This window comes from Pectobacterium brasiliense, assembly GCF_013449685.1.
Lineage (GTDB): Bacteria > Pseudomonadota > Gammaproteobacteria > Enterobacterales > Enterobacteriaceae > Pectobacterium > Pectobacterium brasiliense_A.
The window spans coordinates 21210-39120 of the sequence record NZ_JACDSF010000031.1 but is presented as its reverse complement, the minus strand read 5'-3'; the positions used below and the strand labels follow the sequence as shown (position 1 = coordinate 39120).

At 54.4% G+C, this 17911-nt stretch carries 13 protein-coding genes; 7 read left to right on the top strand and 6 right to left on the bottom strand.

Translation table 11 applies throughout. The features are described 5' to 3' along the window. Nucleotides 1-4: 4 nt before the first annotated feature. A complete protein-coding gene (locus H0248_RS13465) occupies nucleotides 5-1423 on the bottom strand; it encodes a coniferyl aldehyde dehydrogenase (protein WP_180786314.1) in 1419 nt (472 codons plus the stop codon). Nucleotides 1424-1579: 156 nt separating this feature from the next. Between H0248_RS13465 and H0248_RS13460 the strand changes: the two genes are divergently transcribed. From H0248_RS13460 to bglB, 3 genes are all read left to right on the top strand, one after another. Next, on the top strand, nucleotides 1580-2470 hold the full coding sequence (locus H0248_RS13460; RefSeq protein ID WP_180786313.1) for a LysR family transcriptional regulator: 891 nt from the start codon (nucleotides 1580-1582) through the stop codon (nucleotides 2468-2470). Between the two features lie 301 nt (nucleotides 2471-2771). Then, nucleotides 2772-4331: an MFS transporter gene (locus H0248_RS13455; RefSeq protein ID WP_180786312.1), complete on the top strand. Its 1560-nt coding sequence runs from the start codon at nucleotides 2772-2774 to the stop codon at nucleotides 4329-4331. A gap of 43 nt (nucleotides 4332-4374) precedes the next feature. After that, nucleotides 4375-5514, top strand: a complete 1140-nt coding sequence (bglB, locus tag H0248_RS13450; RefSeq protein ID WP_180786311.1) for a beta-galactosidase BglB — start codon at nucleotides 4375-4377, stop codon at nucleotides 5512-5514. A 369-nt stretch (nucleotides 5515-5883) separates the two neighbouring features. Here the strand turns inward: bglB and H0248_RS13445 are convergent, their stop codons facing one another. Together H0248_RS13445 and H0248_RS13440 are read right to left on the bottom strand one after the other, a co-directional pair. After that, nucleotides 5884-6630, bottom strand: a complete 747-nt coding sequence (locus tag H0248_RS13445; protein WP_180786310.1) for an SDR family oxidoreductase — start codon at nucleotides 6628-6630, stop codon at nucleotides 5884-5886. 8 nt (nucleotides 6631-6638) lie between these two features. Further along, the gene (locus H0248_RS13440) at nucleotides 6639-7622 is read right to left on the bottom strand and encodes an MBL fold metallo-hydrolase (RefSeq protein WP_180786309.1); all 984 of its coding nucleotides are present in this window, start codon (nucleotides 7620-7622) and stop codon (nucleotides 6639-6641) included. 204 nt (nucleotides 7623-7826) lie between these two features. On the opposite strand from H0248_RS13440, the gene queE reads away from it, so the two are divergent. Then, nucleotides 7827-8498, top strand: a complete 672-nt coding sequence (gene queE, locus H0248_RS13435) for a 7-carboxy-7-deazaguanine synthase QueE (protein ID WP_180786308.1) — start codon at nucleotides 7827-7829, stop codon at nucleotides 8496-8498. An 84-nt stretch (nucleotides 8499-8582) separates the two neighbouring features. Here the strand turns inward: queE and queD are convergent, their stop codons facing one another. Together queD and H0248_RS13425 are read right to left on the bottom strand one after the other, a co-directional pair. After that, nucleotides 8583-8945, bottom strand: coding sequence for a 6-carboxytetrahydropterin synthase QueD (gene queD, locus H0248_RS13430; protein ID WP_010309068.1), 363 nt, complete (start codon nucleotides 8943-8945; stop codon nucleotides 8583-8585). Nucleotides 8946-9040: 95 nt separating this feature from the next. Beyond that, a complete protein-coding gene (locus H0248_RS13425) occupies nucleotides 9041-10375 on the bottom strand; it encodes a glycoside hydrolase family 28 protein (RefSeq protein ID WP_180786307.1) in 1335 nt (444 codons plus the stop codon). A gap of 575 nt (nucleotides 10376-10950) precedes the next feature. Between H0248_RS13425 and H0248_RS13420 the strand changes: the two genes are divergently transcribed. Then, the gene (locus H0248_RS13420) at nucleotides 10951-12243 is read left to right on the top strand and encodes an ABC transporter substrate-binding protein (protein ID WP_180786306.1); all 1293 of its coding nucleotides are present in this window, start codon (nucleotides 10951-10953) and stop codon (nucleotides 12241-12243) included. Nucleotides 12244-12296: 53 nt separating this feature from the next. On the opposite strand, the gene H0248_RS13415 is transcribed toward H0248_RS13420, so the two are convergent. Beyond that, entirely contained in the window at nucleotides 12297-13976 is a 1680-nt protein-coding gene (locus tag H0248_RS13415) for a hypothetical protein (RefSeq protein WP_180786305.1), read from the bottom strand. Between the two features lie 362 nt (nucleotides 13977-14338). On the opposite strand from H0248_RS13415, the gene cysJ reads away from it, so the two are divergent. Both cysJ and cysI read left to right on the top strand, forming a co-directional pair. Beyond that, nucleotides 14339-16168 carry an NADPH-dependent assimilatory sulfite reductase flavoprotein subunit gene (cysJ, locus tag H0248_RS13410; protein ID WP_180786304.1) on the top strand — a complete coding sequence of 610 codons (1830 nt, stop codon included), beginning with the start codon at nucleotides 14339-14341 and terminating at the stop codon, nucleotides 16166-16168. Beyond that, nucleotides 16168-17901, top strand: a complete 1734-nt coding sequence (gene cysI, locus H0248_RS13405; RefSeq protein ID WP_180786303.1) for an assimilatory sulfite reductase (NADPH) hemoprotein subunit — start codon at nucleotides 16168-16170, stop codon at nucleotides 17899-17901. The genes cysJ and cysI overlap by 1 nt, the downstream gene beginning before the upstream one ends. Nucleotides 17902-17911 lie beyond the last annotated feature (10 nt).

Below are 17911 nucleotides of genomic sequence, written 5' to 3'. Positions count from 1 at the left end.
TCGTTTACCCTTTGAGTACGGCGACAATCGCGTCTTGTTTATTATGGTAAGGCGCACGCAGTGTGAGGTTGGATGCACCATCTTCACTCTGTATGACAATCGGTTTGGCATGGCTGAAACGGCGGAATCCGTGAACGCCGTGGTATGCGCCGATGCCGGATGCGCCAACGCCGCCGAACGGAAGTGTGTCGATAGACACGTGCGTCATCACATCGTTGATAACCAGCGCGCCGGATGTCGTTCTGGCTGCGAAACACTGCTGCATCGCTTCATCGTTGCTGAATAGATACGCCGCCAGAGGGCGTGGGTGCGCATTGATGTAGTGAATCGGTTCCTCTGCTACCTGATAGGTTTTAATCGGCAGCAGCGGGCCAAAAATTTCTTCCTGCATGATCGTCATATCGTCATGTACGCCGAACACCAGATGCGGGGCAATCTTGCGGCTTTTCGCATCGTAGGGCGCTTCACCTTCCGGTGCCAGACTGACGACAGTTGCGCCCTGCTGTTCAGCCTCTTTCAGAATACGAATCAGGCGATCGTAATGCCTGTCAGCAATGATAGACGTGTAATCCGGGTTCGCCTGTAACGTCGGGAAACTTTTCTGCATAAAGGCTTTGGCGGCATCGCGGAAAGCCTGCTCCTGACCTTCGGGCAGCAGAACGTAGTCCGGTGACAGGCAGATTTGCCCGGCGTTGAAGGTTTTCACCGTCAGCGTGCGTTCAACGGCTTCGGTGATGTTTGCGCTACGATCGATGACGACCGGTGATTTGCCACCCAGCTCCAGTGTAACCGGCACCAGATTCTCTGCTGCTGCGCGCATCACATGCTTACCTACCGCGGTGCTACCGGTGAAGACCAGATGATCGAACGGCAGTTCGCTGAATGCCTGACCGATTTCCGCATCGCCCAACACGACGGCCAATTCCAGCGGGTCAAAATAGTGTGCAATCAATTCCGCCAGCAGTTCAGATGTGCGTGGCGTGAGTTCTGACGGTTTCAGAATCGCGGTATTACCGGCGGCAAAAATATCAGCCAGCGGGCCGAATGACAGGTTGATCGGGAAATTCCACGGGCTGATCACGCCAATCACGCCCAGAGGCTGATGCTGGATCCAGGCTTGCATGCCGAGAGCGGGTTCATCAACAGGTTCTGGCTGCATCCAGCGTTCAACGTTGTCGATGGCGTTCTGTAGCATCTTCAACGTAGTGCCGAGATCAGCGGTGAAGGACTGATACAAGCTACGGTGGCCGAAATCGTCACTCATGGCTTGTGCGAGCGCCGTGTGGTTTTCACGGATAAGATTGATGCTGCGTTGTAAGCGGTCTTTACGCAGTGCGGCATCGGCTGGGCCAGATGCAATGTGAGAACGCTTCATCGTATTCAGGATAGCTTGTAAATCCTTTTTGGATTGTTGTGTCGACATGTTTTGTCCCCTTTTTTGTCGTCGATTACCAGATAAAACAGAAAGTTAGCCGGGGTTTCCGGGTCACTCAAGATGGGGTAAAGGATACGGCAGGGGTTGATCCGTCCGCCAACAAGATTATTATTCTAGGGGTATAAATAATTTTATAGGTACCGTATGTCACTCATTCGTCTACGCACATTTGTGGAAGTCTATCGGCAGCACTCGATTAGCGGAGCGTCACGCGCGCTTAATCTGACTCAGCCTGCGGTATCGCAGCACATTGCCGGGCTGGAGGTGGCGGTGGGGCGGCGGCTTTTTGAGCGTCAGGCAAATGGCGTAACGCCAACGTCGGCGGCAGACGACTTAGCGGCGGATCTGGGGGACAAGCTCGATGAGGCCGAGGCGGCGCTGGCTTCCGCCCGTGCAAGATCGATGGACGTCGCGGGGACGCTGCATATCATTGGCCATGCGGATTTCATGGCCGAAGTGGTGTCGGAACAGCTACTGCCGCTGCTTGAGGCGGGCGTGCGGGTGCATATGCATACCGGCGACGGCGATTTGATTAAACAGATGCTGCTGGAAGGGCACTGTGATTTGGGCATAACGGCGCATCCGGTGACGGATAAGCGGCTGAAAAGCGATCTGTTAAAGAGTGCGGCACTACAGGCGGTGGCGGCTCCCGCGATTGTCGAACGGCTCTTGCAGACGGGCGATCTGCCGCAGGCGCTGGCGCAGGAACCGATGCTGGCGTATGACCTTGAATTTCCTCTGATCGATCACTGGTTGAAGAAGAACCGCATGGAGGACAAGGGACTGGTGCCTGCCGTGGTGAGTCAGGATCTGCGTGCGCTGCGTCGCGTGCTGACTAGTGGATTTGGCTGGACGGTGATGCCGGTGTATTTATGTCAGGATCTGCTGGATAAGGGGGAGCTTGCCATTATTCCGCCTCCCGTTGGCACAACGCAACTGGATTACTATCTGGTCTGGGTGCCGGGGGCACTGCGCCAGCCGCGTTTAGCCCATGCGCGGCAAACCTTCCTGTGGCGATTACAGCACGCAGAATAGCGCCAGTCCCTGCTAAAAAAATGCTATTTTTCAAGACATCACGAGGCAACGTCCGTTGGTGACGTTGCCTTGCTTCCTGCTGACTTCCTATCTTCTATCCTGTGATCGCCATAAACGAACTGCGGATTTCGTTTAGTTAAAATAGCTTTTTATAAAATCTTTGACGCGGATCGCACCAATCTTCCCTGTGCTGCCAGCGTGGGGCGTGTGGTGGCAAAAGCGCAAAGGTTTTCACGATCGCCGAGCGCTACCGTATCAGCGTGATACCTTCATAATTAAAAATGTTCGGGGAAGGATGGCGATGAAAACGCGTAAGATCGGTTTGGCTAACTATTTAGCCTACGGTTCAGGGGACTTTCTTGGCGCCGGTACAACGGCACTGACGGCCGCTTGGTTACTCTATTTTTACACCACGTTCTGTGGCTTAACGCCGATTGAGGCAACGTTTATTTTTGCGATGGCGCGTGTGCTTGATGCCGTCGTCAGCCCGCTTATGGGCTTCCTGACCGATAACTTCGGTTCAACCTGGCTCGGCAAACGCTTTGGCCGCCGCAAGTTCTTTATTCTGCTCGGTATTCCCTTCGTGTTCAGCTACAGCTTCATGTGGGTTGGGGATATGAGCTATTGGTACTATCTGCTGACGTACCTGCTGTTCGATATCGTCTATACGATGGTGCTGGTGCCGTATGAAACGCTGGTGCCGGAAATGACCGACGATTTCAAACAGAAGACCAAGTTCTCCGGCGCACGTATCGCGCTGGCGCAGCTGTCCGCGATTTTGGCCGCGTTCCTGCCGGGCATCCTGCTGGGCTACTTTGGTAAAGACAACGCCATTTCCTTCTTCTATTCGAGTCTGGTGTTTTCCATTATTTGCGCGCTGGTGTTGACGCTGGTCTATTTCTTTACTTGGGAACGGCCGCGCGATCAGATGTCGGAAGCGTCGCTGCGGGCAGAGAAAGAGCGCCAGTCTTTGACGTTAGGCCAAAGTCTGAAACGGCTGAACGTCGAGCTGGTTTCCACGCTGCGTATTCGCATCTTCCGTCAGCATCTTGGGATGTATCTGGGTGGGTATATCGCGCAGGACGTGTTTAACGCCGTGTTCACTTACTACGTGGTCTTTGTGCTGATGCAAAGCCCGACCATGGCGTCAAACCTGATGGGAACGATGGCGATTCTGCAATTCATTGCGGTGATCGGCATGATTCCGCTGTGTATCCGCTTTGGGCCAGCCCCCTCTTATCGTTTCGTCGTATGCCTGTTTGGCCTGAGCGCGTTCTCCTACGCCGTTCTGTGGTATAGCGGCCTGCATGACACCTTCTCTCTGCTGCTGTTGATTTCTGCGCTGGCGGGTATCGGACGCGGCGGGATCAACTACGTGCCGTGGAATACCTACACTTACATTGCCGACGTGGATGAAGTGATCACCGCACAGCGTCGCGAAGGGATCTTCGCCGGGATTATGACGCTGACCCGCAAAGCCTCTCAGGCCGGTGCGGTGATGCTGGTGGGCGTGGTGTTACAGCTCTCCGGCTTTGTGTCCGGCCAGAGCGTACAGGCTCCGAGCGTTAGCCACACGATTCTGATGATTTTGAGCGTCGGCACCGTTGGCGTGCTGGCGCTGGGCTTCCTGGTGTCTCTGCGCTTTAAACTCAATCTGCAAACGCACAGCGTGCTGCGGGAAGAGACGTTGAAAATGCGTGAAGCTGGGCGTCCGGTGCCGGAGAAGATTACGCCGCAGGCGCGGGCAACGGTCGAAATGCTGGCTGGTATGCCGTATGAATCGCTGTGGGGCAATAACAACATCGGCTATCTGAACCGCCATAAAGGTGACAAGCCGGTCACGCACGCCACGCAGTCGTAACTGTATTGAACTGTTAACTGATAACTCAATTGGATGAATGACTATGACCGTATTCAGTGTAAAACATAGCCCGCTTTTACGTCAGCCAGAACGCTTCATCTCCCGCGAGGATCTGAAGGCGCTGATTTGCCGTATCACCGACAATCTGGTGAATATTGAGGATAAAACCGGTGAGTTTTTGTTACGGCTGGACGATGGTCGGGTAATTGATACCAAAGGCTGGGCGGGTTGGGAATGGACGCACGGCATCGGGCTGTACGGGATTTACCAGTATTACCAGCAGACGGGTGATGAGCAGATGCGCACCATCATCGACGACTGGTTTACCGAGCGTCTGGCGGAAGGTACGCCGACAAAGAACGTGAACACCGTTTGCCCGTTCCTGACGCTGGCTTATCGCTATGAAGAGACGGGCGATGCGCGTTGGCTGCCGTATCTGGAGCGCTGGGCCGAGTGGGTGATGTACGAAATGCCGCGCACGGATAAGCAGGGCTTGCAGCACATTGTTTATAACAACGAAAACCATCAGCAGCTGTGGGACGACACGCTGATGATGAGCGTGCTGCCGCTGGCGAAAATCGGCAAGCTGTTAAACCGACCGGAGTTTGTAGAAGAAGCCACGTATCAGTTCTTGTTGCACGTGCAATATCTGATGGATCGCGAAAGCGGCCTGTGGTTCCACGGCTGGACGTTCGAAGGGCAGCACAACTACGCTAAAGCGCGCTGGGCGCGTGGTAACAGCTGGCTGACGATTGTTATTCCTGAATTTATCGAACTGCTGGATCTGCCGGAGCATAACGCGACGCGCCGCTTCCTGTTGCAGGTGCTGGAAAGCCAGATTGAAGCCTTGGCGAAATATCAGGATGACAGCGGCCTGTGGCACACGCTGATTGACGATCCGAATTCGTACCTTGAAAGCTCGGCAACCGCCGGTTTTGCCTACGGTATTTTGAAAGCGGTGCGCAAGCGCTACGTCGACCCGAGCTATGCTGAGGTGGCGGAGAAAGCGATTCGCGGCGTGATTAATCACGTCAATAAGGACGGTGAACTGACGCAAGTGTCATTCGGCACCGCGATGGGCAACGATTTGGATTTCTACCGCAACATCGCCTTGACCTCCATGCCGTACGGTCAGGCAATGGCGATTCTGTGTCTGGCGGAATACCTGCGGGTGTATCTGTAATTGGATTAACGCGAGCGTTGCCTCTTAGTCATATTGGCTATGCTGGCTAAGAGGCAGTTTCGTGCGCCACACCGTCGCTATTCATATGCGATACCGTATACGCGCCCGACGCAGGGCGCTCAGTCGCCGCCGCCCTGCGAACCCAGGCTTCCGGCTAAATTATGCCGCTGCGCGGTTCCATCGGTGTTTCTGACCGCTAGTCGAGCCGCCAGTGACGCGTTCCCGACGCGGCACTGGCTTTCGCGACGTCCTGTCGCTCACTCGGCGGCCAGTCCCACCGCTGCATAATTTTTACGCCGGATAACGGCAAAACCCATAATAACTCGCAGCATTTGTGTATAAGAACCTTGTGAAGGTAGAAGGAATGCTTTATTTCCCGCCCGCTAGATCGATAAAATTCCCTGTGACATAGGACGCCTCATCCGATAACAGCCAGCCTATTGCCTGTGCGACTTCCATCGGGTGGCCGCCCCGTTTCATGGGGAGCGAGTGCTTGATGCGATCCACTCTTGCCGGTTCACCGCCGTCAGCATGCATATCGGTATAGATAAAACCGGGACGCACCGCGTTCACTCGAATGCCCTGATCGGCGACCTCCAGCGATAAGCCGATGGTCAGCGTATCAAGCGCGCCTTTTGACGCCGCATAATCAATATATTCATGCGGTGAACCCAGCCGTGCAGCGGCGGATGAAACGTTGACGATAGCCCCGCCTTTTCCGCCATGACGGAACGCCATACGCTTGACTGCTTCCCGAGCACAAAGAAAACTGCCAATCGTATTGGTGGAAAAAATATCGTTAAGCCGCACGGCATCAAGCTGTTCAATAGTGGCTTGAGGTTTCAGCATCGCGGCGTTATTCACCAGACCGGTGAGGCAGCCAAGTTCTTTATCCGTTCGCTTAAAAAGCTCGATAACTTGCTCTTCATCGGCGATATCGACCTGAACGGCAATAGCCGTCCCGCCACTTGCGCGAATCTCGTCGAGAACGCTATTCGCACTGTCCTGCTGGGTGCGGTAGCCGATGCAAATCTTGTGGCCTTTTCCTGCCAAATAACAAGCGGTTGCGCGGCCAATGCCGCGCGAACCGCCAGTAATTAACGTAATGAATGCCATTCTGATACCTAGTTCTTTAATCCCGCCACGCTGTAATTCGCTGGCAACCAGCGGTAGCCGTTAGTGGTGCCGTTGCGTTCCAGACGCGTGCCCACGTGGCCGATGCTGGGGAAGGGCAGGTGAGCGCCAGCAACCCAGTAACCCTGACTGGCGGCGTCGGCCAGCGCTTTATTACGGGATTCCGTCGCCTGATCCATATTTGAGTCAAAGCTGATGGTGGTGGCCGGTAAGCTCATTTGCACCGCTTCCGCATGAATGATGTCTCCCCATGCCAGCAGCTTTTTGCCTTCGCTCTCGATCAGAAAAGACGTGTGCCCCGGCGTATGTCCTGGGCTTGGGATTGCGGTGATACTGGGTAACAATACGGACTGCTGAGCTGGGAACGTTTTCAGTTTGTTCTCTTTGCGAATGACATCAAAGGTACTTTGCACGCGTTGGAACGCGGATTTTCTGTTCTCTGGTGCGTTCTTCAGATTATCCGGACTGAGCCAGAAGTCGGTTTCTGGCTGGCTGACATACACGGTGGCATTCGGGTAGTTCAGCTTATTGTCCTGCACCAGACCGCCAAAATGGTCGCCGTGCAGGTGGGTCATCAATACGGTATCGACCTGTTCAGGTTTGTAGCCCGCCGCAATCAGGTTCGGCAGCACTTTTCCGACCGTAGGATTGCTCTGCTTGCCGTTACCCGTGTCGATGAGAATCAGGTGTTTACCGGTATTGACCAAATAGGCATTGATAGAGGTTTCCACCTGCGGCGTCAGCGCTTTTTCTGCCAGCAGTTCGGTGATTTTTTCCGGTGCCGTGCGTTGTAATAGCTTATCCATTGGCATGGTGTTGGTGCCGTCAGACAGCGCGGTAATTTCGAACTGGCCCAGCATCATGCGGTAATAGCCCGGCTGCGTTTTAATCTGCGCGATATCCTGCGCCTGAGTAAATGCAGGCACAAAGGCACACGAGACGAGTAATAGGGCTAGAGGTTTCAATAACTTCATTGATTCTTTTCCTTGTTAATAATGAAACGTATGAAAGCAGGTGAAGTGGTAACAACAGATTGATTATTGACGCACGGGCCAAATTACTCAACTGTCCCCCGATTTAGTGTGTTCCAGCCGGATTGGCTAGCGCATTGCTGACGTCCTGCAACGCGAATGATTTAGGGTATACTGCATTTTTAAGCGAGAGAGACAGTGAAAACCATGCAGTACCCGATTAATGAAATGTTCCAGACGTTACAGGGCGAAGGCTATTTTACCGGTGTACCGGCGGTGTTTGTGCGTCTGCAAGGCTGCCCGGTCGGCTGTAGCTGGTGTGATACCAAACACACCTGGGACAAACTGGCAGAGCGGGAAACTTCATTGGATCAGGTGCTGGTAAAAACGGAAGAAAGCGATGCCTGGGGGGCGGCGAGTGTGGACGACATTCTGGCGCTGATGGTGCAGCAAGGCTACACGGCGCGCCACATTGTGATCACCGGCGGTGAACCCTGCATCCACGATTTGGCACCGCTGACGCTACAGCTGGAAAAGCAGGGCTTTAGTTGCCAGATCGAAACCAGCGGCACTCATGACGTGCGCTGTTCGCCAAAAACCTGGGTGACGGTATCGCCGAAAGTGAATATGCGCGGCGGTATGAAAGTGCTCGATCAGGCGCTGCAACGGGCGGATGAAATAAAACATCCTGTGGCGCGTGAGCGTGACATTGAGGCGTTGGATGCATTACTGTCACGGCTTGATGATGATAAGCCGCGGATTGTGGCACTACAGCCGATCAGCCAGAAAGACGATGCGACCAAGCTGTGTATCGAAACCTGCATCGCCCGCAACTGGCGGCTGTCTATGCAGACACATAAATACCTGAATATCGCCTGATATTCATTTACTGATAATAGCGACCGATCGTAGCGGCGTGAGGGAGGGATGCTCACGCCAGACTACAGCACCACCACTTCTTTGTTACTCGCCTTTATAGACGCAGCCAGCGGTGCAGGTTTCTTTTACCATGACCGCGCTGAGCAGCGGTAATGTCGGCTTCAACTGGTGCCAGATCCAGTGTGCCAGCACTTCGCTGGTCGGGTTTTCCAGACCGGGGATTTCATTCAGATAGTGATGATCCAATCGTTCCCACGTAGGTTTGAACGCAGCTTTCAGTTCAGAAAAATCCATCACCCAGCCAGTATACGGATCCACTTCACCGGTAATTTCCAGTCTCACCATGAAAGAGTGCCCATGCAACCGCCCACATTTGTGGCCGTCTGGTACGTGGGGCAGATGATGCGCGGCTTCAAACTGAAAATCTTTAAAGAGTGTAGTGACCATAGCGATGTTCCCGGTTTCGTTCTGAAAAAGGGGCTCTCAGAACATATGTATGCAAAAAACCGTCGCATACTACCCGAAAGCGTCGCTTGAATCACTTATTCTTCCTGCTGCACGATCGCGGCGTGATGCCAGCCTGAAGGCAGCGGATCGGGACGGCGGATCGTCATGTGGCTGGTGGTCAGGTTGAGGACGCCACGGGCAAAGAGCGCAGGCATGCCACCTGGATAATAGTCGACACCGAAGGCGCGACCTGTCGCCGGATCGACCCGATACGCATTGTCCAGCCCCATACCCGTCGGGCGTTCTGGATTACAGGGCGGACGCACATCGTACATGCCCTGTTCCGGTGAGTCGCTTTGCCGCTGTTCGAGATGCACGGCATGGAAATGGATATCCCGAATGTAGCCTGCAGGCGTGCTGTGTAGGTTAATCGCTCCCTCGCTGACACCGGCGATCTGAGAAAACTGTACCGCTTCGATCCGGCCCGGCTCGATGGCGGGATCGCGATAGCGCACGGAGATAAAGATCGGATCGGCTTTGCCCCAGTGACACGGATGCGCGGCGACGCACTGGAACGTGATGTTGCTGAACTGTAAGCGTCGGAATGCACCGCCATCGCGGGAGATCAGGCCGATCGCACGGTTGGTATCGTAAATGGCGCAGTTGCTGACGGAAATGTCTTCGATATCGGCAAAGGTTTCGGTGCCGATCTTCAGGGCGCAGCTCTTGGAGCGTAACAGGCAATTGCTGATGACGACCTGCTGCACCTTACGTTGCAGATGGGGCGGCTTATGGGTAGTTTTGATGCACAGCGCATCGTCGGCGGCGCTCAACGAGCAGTTGCTGATTTGCACCTGCTGGCAGCTGTCGAGATCCAGCGCATCGGTATTTGCCATGCTCAGATCGTTATCAATCGTCAGCCGTTCGACGATGATGTGGCGACAACTGACCAGATGCACGGTCCACATCGGGGCGTGTTCAATCGTAAAATCACACAGGCGGACGTGTTCGCAATCCTCAAAGACCACAATGCGCGGGCGATGTTGTGCAGGTAGGCGATAGCCTTGGTCGTCGGGCTCTGCAGAGAAATAGGCGTCGGCATTTCCCATGATCTTACCCTGACCGCAGATCGTGATATTGCGCTGTTGGTAGGCATAAAGAAACGCACGGTGCGACAACTCGGCCATGCTGATCGTGGTGGCCTGCGCAAACTGTTCATAGTCACCGCTAACAATGAGCTCAGCCCCCGCCTCCAATTGCAGACAAAAATTGGAAGGCAGCAGTAATCCCCCTAATAGATAGCGCCCCGGTTCCACCGTCAGGGTGCCGCCACCCTGTGCCGCAATCCGATCGATAGCCTGCTGAAAGATGGCAGTATCCGGCGTGATGCCGTCGGCTGCGGGAGAGTATGACTGAATAGAGTGCTTCATCGCGTTATCCTATCTGATCGAGCCTGCTCCGATTGCATCACGTTTGCTGACCTTTGGCTGTGGCTGTCGTGATGAAATCTGCACAGGTTGGAGCGGACTTCACAGCGCACGGCGCGTGGCGCAAGAAAATGTGAAAGGCATAACGAAGAGGGCGAGGCGACACGTTATGCCATGTGTGTTTCATCACACTTTTACGCCGCTTTTTCTCTTATGCCGCCTGCATGGAGCGGTTTTGTTGTTTTTGTGTTTCTTATTTGTGAATTAAATCTCTTTTTGGTGTGGTGCGTCGGTTAATGATGTGAGGCATCTCCCTGCCGCGTTACCTAGGGCTCACGCTGTGTGGTTGAAACGCCCGCTAACATGGTGCAGTCATTCACATTTCTTCCGTCCGCCCCGCAAATCACGCGTTTTCCCGCCGTGATCACTAGCACGATAAAAAGGGTTCTGCCTATCTTGTCAGAGTCGAGAAATGATTTGATTCACGGTTATGTACCCGACCTGCTTTCTCATCTATATCGCCACACCAGTACGCCAGACACACGCACAAACACAATAATAATGTCGTTGGGGGAAAAATGAGATTACCTGGACTGATTGCCATCGCCTTCTCTGCGTTTTGTTCGTTCGCGCAGGCTGCTGAACCCGTAGAGTTACGCCTCTCCTGGTGGGGAGGAAACAGCCGCCATCAGGCGACCTTGACCGCGCTGGAAGCGTTTCAGAAAAAGTATCCGCACATCAGCGTGAAACCAGAGTACACCGGTTGGGATGGGCACTTATCCCGCCTGACGACGCAGATTGCCAGCGGAGAAGAACCGGATGTGCTACAGGTTAACTGGAACTGGCTGCCGATTTTTTCCAAGACTGGCACCGGCTTTTATGACCTGAATAAGCTGACCGATACGCTGAAATTACAGGATTTCCCCGAAGATGCGCTGAAACCCGCGACGATTGATGGCAAGGTGAACGCGATTTCCACTTCGCTAAATGCGCTGGTGATGTACTACAACACGGAAACTTGGAAGAAGGCCGAACTGCCGTATCCCACCACTTGGGATGAACTGTTCCATGCTGGCAAGGTGTTTAAAGAGAAACTGGGTGATAACTATTTCCCCATTGCTTCACCGGCGCAGGACAGCGGTGAAGGCATGCTGGAGCTGATCAACTATTACATGACGCAGAAGTATCAGATCGGCATGATCGATGAAAAGAACAAACGCTTTAACTACAGCGAGGCGCAGTGGATCGAGGCGTTTCGCTTCTATAAGCGTTTGATCGACGAGCATGTGATGCCCTCTTCGAAGTATTACAACGCGTTCGGCAAAGTCGGCATGTATGAAACACGCCCCTGGATTAACGGGGAATACGGTGGCGCACATCTGTGGATTTCGGTTGTGAAGAAATACGCCGATCCGCTGGCGGCACCCGGTAAGCTCGAGTTAGGGCCATACATCATGACGCCAGGATCGGATAACTCTGGGCAGTTCTTTAAACCGTCGATGCTGTTTGCCATCAGTAAAAATACCAAGCACCCGAAAGAAGCGGCGCTGTTGTTGAATTATCTGATGAACGATCCTGAAGGCGCGCTGCTGATGGGTACAGAGCGCGGCATTCCGCTCAGCCGTATCGCCAGACAAGCGCTGGAAGAAAAACAGAAACTGGATACCAACGATCTGTCGGTTGCTGGGCTATCGATGGCGCTAGAAAAACCGATGCAAACGCCGGTGTCCTCGTATCTTGAAGATCCACAACTGGCCAGCCTGATCCTGCAAACCATCGAACAGCTCGACTATGGCAAGAAGAGCGTGGAAGAGTCGGCGAAAAATTTCAGCAATTCAGGCGAACGTATTCTGAAACGTATGATTCGTTAAGTGAATGACTAGCGTAGTCAGTTACTGACTACGCTATGTGATTGGCCGGTGCGTTACGTGAGTTCAGCCAACTGATGTTGCAGGCTATCGGCTAACGCGCGTGGACGCTCGGCATCAAACATCACATGTAGGCTCACTGGGTAATCCCGGTGTTGCAGGCAGAAATCCTCCATCTCATGCCCAATCCCGTACAGCGCCTGAATATTGGTTTTGGCGATTTCCCGCAGCGTCCAGTTGTTCTCCACCTGTTTGCAGTAGTGCAGCGTAAAGAAGGCTTTCTGTGCGTGAACAAAGGCGCGGCAATACAGCGTCAGCCCGCGCCATTCCTGCTGCCAGCGCTGTCTGAGCGCGTCTGGCATCGCGTGTTCGCGGGAAAATTGTAGTGCGGCCTGCTGGCACTGTTCCGCCAACTGCCAGGCGGCATCTTTCTCTTTCGCAATGTGATAAAGATTCTGCGAAGCCAGCTCCGCATGCTGCGGATCGAACGTAATATCCTGACCGGAACCCGGCAGCCAGTGATTGCGATTGAGCTGACCGTAGAGGCTCCAGATCGCCTGACCAAAGCTGGTCGGCAGCAGACTGTGGCGATGGAAAACGTGGTGACGTGCGTACAGCGACAGGGAAATGGCCTGATGAGCTTGCTCCAACAAGGCGAGCATCGCATGTAGCACGGTATCGTCTGGCTGCCATTGGTAGCGTGTCATGAGCCACTGTGCGAACAGCGTGCTTTCATTTGCCGCTGCGGTCTGGTTAGTCAGGAGTCGCGAACAGGCAAACAACGTAAATTCGCTGAGCGTGCCGATCACGCGGTGATTATCCACTCCTTCCCAACTGATGCGGCACAGGGCGCTGACAATCGCAGGATTTTTCTCCCGGCACCACAGCAGCCGCCCCTGCACCTCGGTGTAGCGCAGAAAGGGGAGATTGCCCCAGCCGACTTCTTCGCCAGCCAGATCCAGCTCAACCCAGACTTCACGCCCGCTGACGTCCAGCAGTGCGGGGTTATTGGGAAACTCTGGCCAGAAGCGTTCTGGGGTGACTTTAATGGCGACGGAGACCGATTCGGGCAGCGTGCGAATGGCGTTCAGGACATTACCGATATCCTGATGGCTGGCGGGAAACGCACGTAATACCAGATGGCGCTGGTGGTAGTGCATCACGCGGGCGACGGCGGAGAATAGACGGTGATAGATCTGCTCGCTGTCGGCGTTGGTCGGCCAGAGCGTGGTAACGGGAGCTACACCGTTGATCGCATCGCCGGAAGGAGCAGAGAAGCGCAGTAGGCTATCGCTGTTGGAGATCGCCAGCAGCAGGCCGCTCAGCCTCGGGATCTGCTGCATCAGCAGTTCGACTTTGGCGGCAAGGTAGTCGCACCAAAAATCGGTATCCATGCGGAGGCTATGTTTGTCGTCCAGTAATTCCGGGTGATGGAGCAGTAAATCTGTGGGAAAGGACAGCTCTTTGCATTGCAGATAGAGCGCCAGCCCCTGTTCACGGCAGTGCGCCGCGACCTGATTCAGGTAAACACAGCGGGAACGCTGCTGGCTGCTGATGCGATCGTCAAAACGCGCATTATTGTAGGCTTCCGGCGTCACCAGCTTATCCAGTAAATCCGCCGCACCCAGCACCAGCGTATTGAAACCCTGTTCATGGGCGTAATCGACGACCGAGATGACCTGTTGCCAGTGCCAAATATCCTGCGTATTAAGTTCCAGCGCGCGTCGTTGCCACATCGTTTTTCTCCCGTTGCCACTGGCGTGAGTATCGCATTGATGTGCGATTGCAAAGGATAAATTCCTGCGGCGAACGCCAGAAATGTGAGCCTGTTCGCTTCTTTTAGAGAAGACGGTTTAGCGCTCTTGTTATGAGAAAATGGTGTGCCGGATACTTGGATACCTACTTCCAGCTATAACACTTTAAGCAATAAGGACTATCAGAAAAACCATTTAGTCATTTTGGTTATTTAATATTTCCATCATTTCTTTAATTGTTAAGATGCAGATCGTTACCCTTATCCTCCATTCATCTTTTTATTGCCTATTTTTGTATTAGCGTCGTTGGCTAACAGCACAGGCACAAGGAAACAGAAATCACAATGACTACTCCGGTTTCCCCCACTTCATTGCTTCCGCTGAGTGTGGAGCAATTAACGCGTTTACAGGCGGCAACCGGTGATTTCTCATCGCCGCAGTTGGCCTGGCTATCCGGCTATTTCTGGGGGCTGGTACAGCAGCTTGGGAACGTGCAGCCGGGGGCGATCGCCGCCACGGCAACGACGGCATCCGCAGTCACGGTGCCAGTACAAACGATTACGCTGATTTCCGCCTCACAAACCGGCAATGCACGTCGGGTGGCGGAACAACTGCGTGACGATCTGTTGGCAGCCAAGCTGTCCGTCAATCTGGTCAATGCGGGTGATTACAAATTCAAGCAAATCGGGCAGGAAAAACTGCTGCTGATCGTGGCCTCGACGCAGGGGGAAGGGGAGCCGCCGGAAGAAGCCGTCGCGTTGCACAAATTCCTGCTGTCCAAAAAAGCCCCGGAGATGAAAGACACCGCGTTTGCTGTGTTTGGTCTGGGTGATACCTCTTATGAATTCTTCAGTAAGGCGGGTAAAGATTTCGATAGCCGTCTGGCTGAGCTAGGCGCTGAACGTTTGCTGGATCGCGTGGATGCCGATGTGGATTATCAGGGGGTTGCCGAACAATGGCGACGTCAACTGGTTGATATTTTGCAGGCGCGGGTGCCGGTTCAGGGTGAAGCCGTCGCGCAGATTGCCGCTCAGGGCGCACTGGATGAAATTACCAGCAGCCCGTACAGCAAATCCTCACCGCTGCATGCCACGTTTGCCGTCAATCAGAAAGTGACCGGGCGTAACTCCGAAAAGGATGTTCGCCATATCGAGATCGACTTGGGCGATTCCGGTTTGCGTTACCAGCCGGGAGATGCGCTGGGCGTGTGGTTCGATAACGATCCTGCGCTGGTGCAGGAATTGCTGGAACTGCTGTGGCTGAAAGGCGATGAATCCGTCAGCGTTGACGGCAAGACGCTGCCACTGTCGCAGGCGCTGAAAAGCCACTTTGAGCTGACGCAGAATACCGCGCCGATTGTCGAGAAATACGCGGCACTGTCGCGTAATGAAACGCTGCTGTCACTGCTGGCCGATAAACCTGCGCTTCAGCAGTTCGCACAGCGCACACCGCTGGTGGATATGGTGCGACAAGCGCCGACGGAACTGACGGCGGAGCAACTGCTGGGTCTGCTGCGTCCGCTGACGCCACGCCTTTACTCTATTGCTTCCTCGCAGGCGGAAGTCGAAAGCGAAGTGCACATCACCGTTGGCGTAGTGCGCTACGAATACGAAGGCCGCGAGCGGGCCGGTGGCGCTTCCAGCTATCTGGCCGACAGACTGAGTGAAGACGATGAAATCCGCGTCTTCATCGAACATAACGATAACTTCCGTCTGCCTGCGAATGCCGACGCGCCAGTCATCATGATCGGGCCGGGTACCGGAATCGCGCCGTTCCGCGCCTTTATGCAGCAGCGCGATGCCGATGGGGCTGAAGGGAAAAACTGGCTGTTCTTCGGCAACCCACACTTTACGGAAGATTTTCTGTATCAGGTGGAATGGCAGCGCTACGTTAAAGATGGCCTGCTAACCCGCATCGATCTGGCCTGGTCGCGCGATCAGGCGCATAAAGTTTACGTGCAGGACAAACTGCGGGAAAAAGGTGCGGAAGTCTGGCGCTGGATTCAGGATGGCGCGCATTTGTACGTGTGTGGTGATGCCAACCGTATGGCGAAAGACGTCGAGCGGGCACTGCTGGATGTGATAGTTGAGCATGGCGGCATGGACAGTGAACAGGCCGATGAATTTTTAAGCGATCTGCGCTTTGAGCGCCGTTATCAGCGAGATGTGTACTAATGAGTGAAAAATACGTTTTCAGTGAAAAACACCCCGGCCCCTTGGTGGTAGAAGGGAAACTCGCTGATGCTGAGCGCATGAAGACAGAAAGTAACTTTCTGCGCGGCACGATTGCTGAAGACCTGAACGATGGTCTGACCGGCGGCTTTAAGGGCGATAACTTTCTGCTGATCCGTTTCCACGGTATGTATCAGCAGGATGACCGCGATATTCGCGCCGAACGTGCCGAGCAGAAGCTGGAGCCGCGCCATGCGATGCTGCTGCGCTGCCGTCTGCCCGGTGGCGTGATGACGCCAGAGCAGTGGCTGCGGATCGACAAATTTGCGACTGAAAATACGATCTATGGCAGCATTCGCATCACGAACCGCCAGACGTTCCAGTATCACGGCATTCTCAAATCGAACGTGAAACCGGTACACCAGATGCTGAATAGCATCGGGCTGGACGCGCTGGCGACGGCGAATGACATGAACCGTAACGTGCTGTGTACGTCTAACCCGATAGAATCCGAACTGCATCAGCAGGCGTATGAGTGGGCGAAAAAGATTTCTGAGCATCTGCTGCCGCGTACGCGCGCCTATGCTGAGATCTGGATGGATCAGGAGAAAGTCGCCACGACGGATGAAGAGCCGATTTTAGGTTCAACGTATCTGCCGCGTAAGTTCAAAACCACGGTGGTGATCCCGCCGCAGAATGATATCGATCTGCATGCGAACGATCTTAACTTCGTTGCGATTGCCGATAACGGCCGTCTGGTGGGCTTCAACGTGCTGGTGGGCGGTGGGCTCTCTATCGCGCACGGCGACAAAGAAACTTACCCGCGTACCGCCAGTGAGCTGGGCTACATTTCCATTGAGCATACACTGGCCATTGCAGAAGCGGTGGTGACCACGCAGCGCGATTGGGGTAACCGGACCAACCGTAAAAACGCGAAAACCAAATACACGCTGGAGCGCGTAGGCGTAGACAACTTCAAGCAGGAAGTGGAAGCGCGTGCCGGTGTGAAATTTGAAGCAGTGCGCCCGTATGAATTCACCGGACGTGGCGATCGTATCGGTTGGGTAAAAGGCATCGACAATAAATGGCATCTGACGCTGTTTATCGAAAACGGTCGTGTTCTGGATTATCCGGGTCGTCCGCTGAAAACCGGTCTGGCGGAAATTGCCAAAATCCACAAAGGGGACTTCCGGCTGACGGCGAACCAGAATTTGATCATCGCGGGCGTTCCTGCGCGTAGCAAAGCGAAGATTGAGGCGCTGGCGCGTGAGCACGGCCTGATTGATGACGGCGTCAGCGAGCAGCGCAAGAATTCGATGGCATGCGTGTCGTTCCCGACCTGTCCGCTGGCGATGGCGGAAGCTGAGCGTTTCCTGCCGGAGTTCGTCACGAAAGTAGAAGGCATCATGCAGCAGCACGGCGTGGGCGATGAGCACATCGTTCTGCGCGTAACGGGTTGCCCGAACGGCTGCGGCCGCGCAATGCTGGCGGAAATCGGTCTGGTAGGCAAAGCGGTGGGGCGTTATAACCTGCATCTGGGCGGGAATCGCGAGGGAACACGTATTCCGCGTATGTATCGCGAGAACATTAATGAAACCGAGATCCTTGCAGAAATGGATCGGCTTATCGGGCTGTGGGCGCAAGATCGCCAGCGGAATGAAGGCTTCGGGGATTTCGTGGTTCGCACCAACATCATCAAAGCGGTGCTGGATCCTGCCCGCGATTTTTATGACTGACAGGAGAGCC

What these genes read in the sequence shown, in the direction of transcription:
- cysJ (WP_180786304.1), top strand. Translation starts at nt 14,339, where the DNA reads ATGACTACTCCGGTTTCCCCCACTTCATTGCTTCCGCTGAGTGTGGAG.
- H0248_RS13425 (WP_180786307.1), bottom strand. Translation starts at nt 10,375, where the DNA reads ATGAAGCACTCTATTCAGTCATACTCTCCCGCAGCCGACGGCATCACG.
- H0248_RS13445 (WP_180786310.1), bottom strand. Translation starts at nt 6,630, where the DNA reads ATGGCATTCATTACGTTAATTACTGGCGGTTCGCGCGGCATTGGCCGC.
- H0248_RS13440 (WP_180786309.1), bottom strand. Translation starts at nt 7,622, where the DNA reads ATGAAGTTATTGAAACCTCTAGCCCTATTACTCGTCTCGTGTGCCTTT.
- H0248_RS13420 (WP_180786306.1), top strand. Translation starts at nt 10,951, where the DNA reads ATGAGATTACCTGGACTGATTGCCATCGCCTTCTCTGCGTTTTGTTCG.
- H0248_RS13465 (WP_180786314.1), bottom strand. Translation starts at nt 1,423, where the DNA reads ATGTCGACACAACAATCCAAAAAGGATTTACAAGCTATCCTGAATACG.
- queD (WP_010309068.1), bottom strand. Translation starts at nt 8,945, where the DNA reads ATGGTCACTACACTCTTTAAAGATTTTCAGTTTGAAGCCGCGCATCAT.
- cysI (WP_180786303.1), top strand. Translation starts at nt 16,168, where the DNA reads ATGAGTGAAAAATACGTTTTCAGTGAAAAACACCCCGGCCCCTTGGTG.
- bglB (WP_180786311.1), top strand. Translation starts at nt 4,375, where the DNA reads ATGACCGTATTCAGTGTAAAACATAGCCCGCTTTTACGTCAGCCAGAA.
- queE (WP_180786308.1), top strand. Translation starts at nt 7,827, where the DNA reads ATGCAGTACCCGATTAATGAAATGTTCCAGACGTTACAGGGCGAAGGC.
- H0248_RS13415 (WP_180786305.1), bottom strand. Translation starts at nt 13,976, where the DNA reads ATGTGGCAACGACGCGCGCTGGAACTTAATACGCAGGATATTTGGCAC.
- H0248_RS13460 (WP_180786313.1), top strand. Translation starts at nt 1,580, where the DNA reads ATGTCACTCATTCGTCTACGCACATTTGTGGAAGTCTATCGGCAGCAC.
- H0248_RS13455 (WP_180786312.1), top strand. Translation starts at nt 2,772, where the DNA reads ATGAAAACGCGTAAGATCGGTTTGGCTAACTATTTAGCCTACGGTTCA.